Source organism: Actinomyces sp. W5033 (assembly GCF_051303165.1).
In genome coordinates this window covers 1-7896 of sequence record NZ_JBPPGD010000013.1, presented here as the reverse complement: position 1 = coordinate 7896, position 7896 = coordinate 1, and the positions used below count along the sequence as shown (strand labels likewise).

Below are 7896 nucleotides of genomic sequence, written 5' to 3'. Positions count from 1 at the left end.
GTTGGGTTCGCCCTTTTGGTGTTTTTTTGGTCTTGGGGTGGTCCGCGCCTGACAGGCACGGCCCGCCGCCGTGCCACGTCCTGTCAGCGTTTGCGGGGCCGGGGTGCCGGCACCTGCTCCCACATCTCCTCGAGGACCTCGATGAGGGCCTGCGCCTCGGTCTCGTCGCGGGGCGGCGCCAGGTGCCGCATGGCGCGGGCACCGGGGTACGGCTCCTCCAACGGCGCGTCGGGGCGGGCCTGGCGGGTGGCAGGAACGTCCTTGAGCAGGAGACGGTCGTCGTAGACGCCTCCGACGACGCGGCCCCTCCAGTACAGGAGGTACTCGCCCATCATGGCGCGTGAGCGGGCCCCAGGGCCGAGGGCGTTGACAAGCGCCTCTACGGTGCTCTTGCTGCTGGACACTTGTGCCTCCTGTCGTCGAGCAGCCGCCCTCGCGCAGGACTGAGGGGCGGGGCGCAGCCGTGCTACGGTGTGGTGCGCCGCCTGGTGCCTGACGGCGCGGGACGGCTGTGGCTCACGCCACAAACGGGGTATAGCGTAGCTTGGTAGCGCGCCTGCTTTGGGGGCAGGAGATCGTGGGTTCAAATCCCGCTACCCCGACGCTCACACGGCTCTGCCGCCCGCTGGCGGCAGCGGTCGCCGAGGGGCCCGCTGGGCCCGGCGCCTCCTGCGAGCCCGGGAGAGCCTGGTCCCGCTGCGCCCCCGGGCACAGGGCGCCAGGTCCTCCGGCCGTGCCAGCGCCAGGGCCGTTTTTCGCTGCGACGCGGCCGTGCCATAAGATGAACCGGATTGACGCCTCCCGACGGCGTCCGCCGGCTCCCGAGCGGGGCCGCGCGACCCACCGCACCATGACTTCGGAGCAGAACCCCGTGAAGAGCACTGTCGAGAACCTTGACCCCGCGCGCCTCAAGCTGACTGTGGAGGTCCCCTACGAGGAGCTCAAGCCCAGCCTCGACGCCGCCTACACGTCGATCGGCTCCCAGATCCAGGTTCCCGGCTTCCGCCGCGGCCACGTCCCCAACCGCGTCATCGACCAGCGCGTGGGGCGCGCCTCCGTCATCCAGGAGGCTGTCAACAACAAGCTCAACGACTTCTACCGCGAGGCCATCACCGAGTCGGGTCGCGTCCCCATGGCCCAGCCCGAGGTCGAGGTCACCGAGCTGCCCAACGTCACCGGCGCCCAGGGCGGCCAGCTCGTGTTCATCGCCGAGGTCGTCGTGCGCCCCGAGATCGAGCTTCCCGAGCTCGACAGCCTCGAGGTCACCGTCGACACCGTCGACGTCACCGACGAGGACGTCGAGACCGAGCTGGAGAGCCTGCGGGCCCGCTTCGGCTCCCTCAAGGCCGTCAAGCGCAAGGCCAAGACCGGCGACTTCGTGACCATGGACCTCAAGGCCGTCATCGACGGCGAGGAGGTCGACTCCGCCTCCGGTATCTCCTACGAGATCGGCAAGGGCAACATGCTCAAGGGCCTGGACACCGCCCTGCGCGGCCTCAAGGCCGAGGAGTCCGCCACCTTCACCACCACGCTGGCCGGTGGTGAGCACGAGGGAGAGGAGGCCGAGGTCACCGTCACCGCCTCCGCCGTCAAGCAGCGCGAGCTGCCCGAGGCCGACGACGACTTCGCCCAGATGGCCTCCGAGTTCGACACCATCGACGAGCTGCGTGAGGACCTGCGCAAGCAGGCCGCGCAGCGCAAGGCCGGCGACCAGGCCGTCGCCGCCCGCGACGCCCTGCTCGACATCCTGCGCGAGAAGGTCGTCTTCGACGTTCCCGAGGCGATCGTCGAGCAGGAGACCCTCGCCCACCTCCAGGCGGAGGGCAAGAAGGCCGACGACCCGCACGCCGACGAGATCCGCGACGACATCACCACCGGTGTGCGCGACCAGATCATCCTCGACGTCCTCGCCGAGCAGACCGACGTCAACGTCACCCAGGAGGAGCTCATCGACTTCCTCTTCCAGACGGCTCAGCAGTACGGCATGGAGCCCGGCCAGTTCATGCAGGGCGCCCAGCAGGCGGGCCAGATCCCGGCCTTCGTCTCTGAGATCGCCCGCAACAAGTCCCTCGCCCTGGCCCTGCGTCAGGTCAGCGTCCGCGACTCCGAGGGCGCCGACGTCGACCTGAGCGAGTTCATCGGCTCCGACCAGCTCGACGCCCAGGAGATCGTCTCCGAGGTCGAGCACGACGCCTCCCCGGCCGAGGCCGACTCCGCCGACGCCTCCCCGGCCAGCGCCGAGTGAGCACGACGGCGCCGCCGACCCACGTTAGACGGCGCCGCGCGGCCTGAGCCTCAGCCTCCGGGCCGCCACCCACCTGGGTGGCGGCCCGGTCTCGTGCGCCCGGGGCGGGAGAGCCTGCGAGGCCGTCCCGACGGCGCGGGCGGTGCGGCACGGACCCGCACGACGTCGGCCCACTGAGTCGCCTCCTCCAGCCGGACGAGCCGACCGAAGGAGGCGACGAGCCGGTGGTACGGGCGGGGCTCAGCCCTGCGCGTCGACCTCGACCATGACGAGCTGCATGCGGCAGGCGGTCACCGCGGTCAGCGCGTGGCGCTCGCCCGGCGCCAGGTAGATGACGTCGCCGGCGCCCATGCGCTCGGTGCGCCCGCCGACCGAGAAGTCCATCTCGCCCTCCAGGAGCGTGACGACGACGGCCTTGGGGGAGGCGTGCTCGGTGAGCAGCTGGCCGGCGTCGAAGGTGAAGATGACGGTGCGCAGGAGGTCGTTGTTGACCACGACGCGCGAGGTCGTGGCCTCCTGGGAGATCGGCAGGGCCTCGTTCAGTCCCAGGCGGAACAGGGACTCGGTGACGGGGGTGGTGGCCATATCGGTGTCCTTTCAGGTGGTGTTGTCACTGGTTGATCGTGGTGCGCGGTGAGGCGGGGCCTCATACCGAGGGTTGTGACAGCCGGCGCCGCGATGGCCCCAGGACGCACAGCTCCAGGGCCAGGGTGAGCGCCGCCATGACGAGGGACAGTGCGAAGACGTCGGCGGTCTCCAGGTTGGTGCGCGCCTGCTGGACCTGCGCGCCCAGCCCCGTGGTGGTGCTGAGCAGCTCGGCCATGACGGTGACCCGCACGCCCTGGCCGACGGCGACGGTCAGGGCGGACAGCACCGGGGGCGCCACCGCGGGCAGGATGATGCGCCGCACCGTCCACGCCCGGCTGCGGGCGAAGACCCTGGCCATGTCCAGCAGGTCGGGGTCGACACCCGCCACGGCGTCGCGCACGGTGGTGGTCAGCAACGGCAGGGTCACCAGGGTCACCACCAGGACGACGACGCCGGCGGTGGGTCCCAGCCAGATCATGCCGACGACGACGACGACGATCGGCGGCACGGACATGAGCACCTGGGTCCACGAGTCCAGCAGCTCGCGCAACCACGACCACGTGCCCATCGCCCAGCCCAGCGGTATGCCCAGCAGGCAGGAGAGCCCCAGCCCGACCGCCCCGCGCTGGACGGTCAGTGCCAGGGCGGGGCCGAGCTCCTCCTCGCGAGCCAGGCCCTCCAGCGCCTCGACCACGGCGGCCGGTCCCGGCAGGACGTAGGCCGGCTGGCCGAGGGCCGCCACGTGCCAGATGGCGACAGCGAGGACGAGTCCGAGCCACCACAGCAGGGCGGAGCGCAGCTGCTCGGCCCGGGAGCGTCGCTCGGGCATCAACGCGGGTCAGCGACGTAGAAGTCGTCCGCCGGAAGGGAGCCGCCGATGATGTCGGGGTTGAGTGTGGACAGCCGGGTGTAGAAGTCCTCCAGCTCGTCGCGGGCCTCGGCGGCCGGGACGATGCTCAGCTGCAGCCGGGGGATGACCTCGGTGACCACCGGGGCGGGCACCTCGTTGGCGGTTGCGATCGCCTGGACCGTCTCCTCGGACATGGCGTTGACGTCCTCGACGGCCGCCTCGAGCTCGTCCAGGACGGCACCCACCAGCGCGGGATCCTCGGTCAGGGCGGTGGGCATGACCAGTCCGGCCATGGGGAAGCGGGCCTCGCCGCCGGTGACCTCCGCCCACAGCTGCTGGAGGTCGACCGTGCGCTCCAGGCTCATGCCCTGCTGCTGGGCCCTGGCGAGACTGACGCTCGCCGGGTGCTCGGGCAGGACCACGTAGGCGACCTCACCGGTCAGCAGCGCGTTGAGCGCCCCCTGGCCGTCGGGGTAGGAGGTGATGGTCAGGTCGGAGTCGACGTCCCACCCCTTCTGGGCGAGCAGGTAGCGGAAGACGAGGTCGGGCATGTTGCCGGGCAGGGGAACGCCGACGGACTGGCCGCGCAGCGACTCCAGGCCCTGAGCGGCCGAGCCTGCGGGGCCGATGACGTAGAGCATGCCCCACACCTGCATGGCGACCAGGCGCACCGCCACGCCCTTGTTGAACAGGTTCGCGGCCGCGTAGGACGGGGTGGCCGCCAGATCCGTGTCCCCGCTGACCAGCAGCGACTTGAGCACGTCGACGCTGGCCCAGGTGTCCTTGGCGACCTCCTTGACGATGCCGTCGAGGTGGCCGTAGGTGCCGAAGAAGGTCATGGGGGCGGTGTAGGCCAGGGTGGTGGGGGTGTGGACCCGCAGCACATCGAGGGGCTGGGAGGCGGCCCCGGAGGCCGGGGAGCCGGACCCGGAGGTCTGGGAGGAGGATGAGGTGTCGTCCTTGGCGCAGGCGGCCAGGGTGGCGGGGACCAGGGCGGTCAGTCCGGCCAGGGTCAGCAGGTGGCGGCGGTTGATCATGATTCCGGCCCTTTCGGGTGCGTCGTGGTGGGTTCGTGCGGTGGTGGTGGGCGTGCGGTCGGTGGTGGGGATGCCGGTCAGGGGCGGTTCAGGTGCTCAGCCGCCAGGTACCGGGTGGTCCGTCCAGGTGCAGGTGGAGGTGGGAGACCTCCTCGGCCTCCTGGGGGTCGTGGGTCACCCAGACGGTCACCACGTGCTGGTCGGCCAGCAGCTCGATGAGGTCACTGCGCAGCGCAGCGGCCAACGGGCGGTCCAGTGCCGAGAAGGGCTCGTCGACGAGCAGCACGCTCGGTGTGGCGGCCAGCGCCCGGGCGATGGCCACGCGCTGGCGCATGCCGCCCGACAGCCGCGCCGGAGGCAGGTGGCCGGCACCGGCCAGACCCACCCGCTCCAGCCACTGCACCGCGACCAGGTCCGGCGTGGGACCGTCGACGACGAGCGAGATGTTGCGGTGCGCGGAGTACCAGGGCAGTAGCCGGGGCTCCTGGAAGACCTGCGCCAGGCGCCCGTCGGGGCGGCTGACAGTGCCGCCGTCGGGGACGCACAGGCCGGCAACGGCCCGCAGCAGTGTCGTCTTGCCCGCCCCCGAGGGGCCGGTCACCGCCAGTGTCTGGCCCGGACGCACGGACACCGACAGGTCCTCCACCAGCGTCAGGCCGCGGCGCACCATGGTGACGTGCTCCATCGCCAGGTCGGTGCCCGTACCGTGGGTGACGGCGGGCGCTGCGGCCGCACAGGAGGTCACGCTCCCGACACCTCGGTGGGCTTGCGGGCCACCAGGGCGACCGCGCTGAGCATCTCGCCCTGGAGACGGAACATCTGACGCATGGCCCGGACCCGGTCCCGTGCCCCTGGGGTACGGGCCATGCGCAGCAGGAAGCGGGCCACCCCGATCGGGCCCTCGTCCTGGAGCAGGCGCCGGGGCTCGAGCAGGTGCATGGGGGCGGTTCCGCTCCACTCCACGACCAGGCCGGCCTCGGTGAGCAGTGCGGCCCATCCCTCCAGCGGCAGCGGGCGGGCGCCGACCCTGATGGTGCGGGAGATCTGCTTGCGGGTGGCCTCGATCTCGTCGGGGGTGAGATCGCCGCGCAGTGCCAGCTCGTGGATGGCGTAGCGCCCGCCCGGGGCCAGCACGCGCGCTGCCTCGGCGATGATCTCGCGCTTGTGCGCGTCGGACTGCATCGTGAGCATGGCCTCGCCGACGACGAGGTCGGCGCTGGCGTCCGCCAGCCCGGTGTGGGCGGCGTCGGCGACGACGTACTCGGCCCCGGGGTGCCCCTGGAGGACCTTGGTGACCTGCTCGCGTCCCTCGGGGTTGGGGTCCACGCCCCGGTAGGAGGAGGGGCGGGAGGCCAGCAGCAGCTCGGCGGTGCGGCCCACGCCGGGGCCCAGCTCGACCACCCGCTGCCCGGCCTTAGGAGCGGCCGCTTGGAGCATGCGGCGGGTGAGCTCGATGCCGCCTGGCCGCAGCACCCGCTTGCCGAGGGTGGCCAGGAGCCAGTGACCCTGCATGCGCGTGGCCTCCGGGGCCTGACGGGTGCCGTGGGGCGCCGAGGCGCTACCCGGCCTCGGGCTCTGGCGGGCGGGACGGGCCGGACTCGTCGTCATTGTCACTCCTAGGACCGTGAATAACCGGGGCTTAGGTTACCCTCTCCTCGCCTGGAGGCCAGTGTGATCCTGCTATCTCACACTCCCCGGTCCCCGGGCGTCAGGCCGTGAGCGAAACCGGTCCAAGGACGGGCATGGGCGAGGGTGAGGGGGCGTTAGCGTTGTCGTCAACGAACACGAGAGGACTGACGTGAGCGAGCACTTCACGCCCAGCGCCGCCGACGGCCCCGGTGCCGGACTCGGCCTGACCGACTCCATCTACAACCGCCTGCTCAAGGAGCGGATCATCTGGCTCGGCTCCGAGGTGCGTGACGACAACGCCAACGCCATCTGCGCCCAGATGCTGCTGCTGGCCGCCGAGGACCCTGAGCGCGACATCTACCTCTACATCAACAGCCCCGGCGGCTCCGTCACCGCCGGCATGGCCATCTACGACACCATGCAGTACGTCGAGCCCGACGTCGCCACCGTCGCCACCGGCCTGGCCGCCTCCATGGGCCAGCACCTGCTCTCGGCCGGCGCCAAGGGCAAGCGCTACCTCACCCCCCACGCCCGCGTGCTCATGCACCAGCCCTCAGGTGGCGCGGGCGGCTCCGCCACGGACATCCGTATCAACGCGGACCTCATCATCAAGATGAAGCAGGAGCTCGCCGAGATCACGGCAGCCAACACGGGCCACACGGTTGAGGAGATCCTGCGTGACTCCGACCGCGACCACTGGTTCAGCGCCACCGAGGCCCTGGAGTACGGCTTCGTCGACCACATCGTGCGCTCCAGCCGGGAGATCGGCCAGCAGAACGGAGACAACTGACATGACCGGCTCCCGCCCCTACTTTGACGCCCTGGGCCGCCAGCTCCAGGCCGTCGCCCCCACGCAGCTGCCGACGGCGCGCTACATCATGCCGCAGTTCGAGGAGCGCACCGCCTACGGCTTCAAGCGCCAGGACGCCTACTCCAAGCTCTTCGAGGACCGCATTGTCTTCCTCGGGGTGCAGGTCGATGACGCCTCCGCCGATGACGTCATGGCCCAGCTGCTCGTCCTGGAGTCCCAGGACCCCGACGGCCTCATCACGATGTACATCAACAGCCCTGGCGGCTCTTTCACCGCGCTGACGGCCATCTACGACACCATGCAGTACATCAAGCCGCAGGTGCAGACCGTGTGCCTGGGCCAGGCCGCCTCGGCAGCCGCCGTCCTGCTCGCCGCCGGCAGCCCGGGCAAGCGGCTCGCCCTGCCCAACGCCCGCATCCTCATCCACCAGCCCGCCATGGAGGGGGTGCAGGGCCAGGCCTCTGACATCGAGATCGTCGCCGACGAGATCGACCGCATGCGCTCATGGCTCGAGCAGACCCTTGCGGCCCACACCGGCCAGAGCGTGGACAAGGTCCACCGGGACCTCGAGCGCGACAAGATCCTCACCGCTGCGGCGGCCCAGGAGTACGGCCTGGTCGACCAGGTCCTCGTCTCGCGCAAGACGCCGCCCTCACCCCACTCGGCATGAGCGGCAGCGGGTCCCCGACCCGGCCGTGACATGGTGGAGCCCTGCGCCGCAGCCCGCGGCGCAGGG

General features: G+C 71.2%; 9 protein-coding genes and 1 tRNA gene. 4 read left to right on the top strand and 6 right to left on the bottom strand.

Annotated features, from left to right (window positions below; translation table 11 throughout):
* Nucleotides 1-83: 83 nt before the first annotated feature.
* Complete coding sequence (locus tag ACSJJR_RS09265) at nt 84-404, bottom strand: TfoX/Sxy family protein (protein ID WP_435943134.1); 321 nt, start codon at nt 402-404, stop codon at nt 84-86.
* A gap of 124 nt (nt 405-528) precedes the next feature.
* On the opposite strand from ACSJJR_RS09265, the gene ACSJJR_RS09260 reads away from it, so the two are divergent.
* Nucleotides 529-602 (top strand) — tRNA-Pro (locus ACSJJR_RS09260).
* Between the two features lie 269 nt (nt 603-871).
* Nucleotides 872-2245 carry a trigger factor gene (tig, locus tag ACSJJR_RS09255; RefSeq protein ID WP_435943133.1) on the top strand — a complete coding sequence of 458 codons (1374 nt, stop codon included), beginning with the start codon at nt 872-874 and terminating at the stop codon, nt 2243-2245.
* Between the two features lie 240 nt (nt 2246-2485).
* On the opposite strand, the gene ACSJJR_RS09250 is transcribed toward tig, so the two are convergent.
* The 5 genes from ACSJJR_RS09250 to ACSJJR_RS09230 all read right to left on the bottom strand — a co-directional run bounded on the left by ACSJJR_RS09250 (nt 2486) and on the right by ACSJJR_RS09230 (nt 6328).
* The gene (locus ACSJJR_RS09250; RefSeq protein WP_435943132.1) at nt 2486-2830 is read right to left on the bottom strand and encodes a cupin domain-containing protein; all 345 of its coding nucleotides are present in this window, start codon (nt 2828-2830) and stop codon (nt 2486-2488) included.
* Nucleotides 2831-2891: 61 nt separating this feature from the next.
* Nucleotides 2892-3662, bottom strand: coding sequence for an ABC transporter permease (locus ACSJJR_RS09245; RefSeq protein ID WP_435943131.1), 771 nt, complete (start codon nt 3660-3662; stop codon nt 2892-2894).
* Nucleotides 3662-4720, bottom strand: a complete 1059-nt coding sequence (locus ACSJJR_RS09240) for an ABC transporter substrate-binding protein (RefSeq protein WP_435943130.1) — start codon at nt 4718-4720, stop codon at nt 3662-3664. The genes ACSJJR_RS09245 and ACSJJR_RS09240 overlap by 1 nt, the downstream gene beginning before the upstream one ends.
* Before the next feature lie 88 nt (nt 4721-4808).
* Nucleotides 4809-5405 (bottom strand): ATP-binding cassette domain-containing protein, encoded by a 597-nt coding sequence (locus ACSJJR_RS09235; protein WP_435943171.1) that lies wholly within the window; start codon nt 5403-5405, stop codon nt 4809-4811.
* A 56-nt stretch (nt 5406-5461) separates the two neighbouring features.
* The gene (locus ACSJJR_RS09230) at nt 5462-6328 is read right to left on the bottom strand and encodes a class I SAM-dependent methyltransferase (RefSeq protein WP_435943129.1); all 867 of its coding nucleotides are present in this window, start codon (nt 6326-6328) and stop codon (nt 5462-5464) included.
* A gap of 190 nt (nt 6329-6518) precedes the next feature.
* On the opposite strand from ACSJJR_RS09230, the gene ACSJJR_RS09225 reads away from it, so the two are divergent.
* Nucleotides 6519-7139 (top strand): ATP-dependent Clp protease proteolytic subunit, encoded by a 621-nt coding sequence (locus tag ACSJJR_RS09225; RefSeq protein WP_435943128.1) that lies wholly within the window; start codon nt 6519-6521, stop codon nt 7137-7139.
* A gap of 1 nt (nt 7140) precedes the next feature.
* Nucleotides 7141-7830 (top strand): ATP-dependent Clp protease proteolytic subunit, encoded by a 690-nt coding sequence (locus ACSJJR_RS09220; RefSeq protein ID WP_435943127.1) that lies wholly within the window; start codon nt 7141-7143, stop codon nt 7828-7830.
* The last annotated feature ends 66 nt before the right edge of the window (nt 7831-7896 follow it).

What these genes read in the sequence shown, in the direction of transcription:
- ACSJJR_RS09230 (WP_435943129.1), bottom strand. Translation starts at nt 6,328, where the DNA reads ATGACGACGAGTCCGGCCCGTCCCGCCCGCCAGAGCCCGAGGCCGGGT.
- ACSJJR_RS09220 (WP_435943127.1), top strand. Translation starts at nt 7,141, where the DNA reads ATGACCGGCTCCCGCCCCTACTTTGACGCCCTGGGCCGCCAGCTCCAG.
- ACSJJR_RS09235 (WP_435943171.1), bottom strand. Translation starts at nt 5,405, where the DNA reads ATGGAGCACGTCACCATGGTGCGCCGCGGCCTGACGCTGGTGGAGGAC.
- ACSJJR_RS09250 (WP_435943132.1), bottom strand. Translation starts at nt 2,830, where the DNA reads ATGGCCACCACCCCCGTCACCGAGTCCCTGTTCCGCCTGGGACTGAAC.
- ACSJJR_RS09245 (WP_435943131.1), bottom strand. Translation starts at nt 3,662, where the DNA reads ATGCCCGAGCGACGCTCCCGGGCCGAGCAGCTGCGCTCCGCCCTGCTG.
- ACSJJR_RS09240 (WP_435943130.1), bottom strand. Translation starts at nt 4,720, where the DNA reads ATGATCAACCGCCGCCACCTGCTGACCCTGGCCGGACTGACCGCCCTG.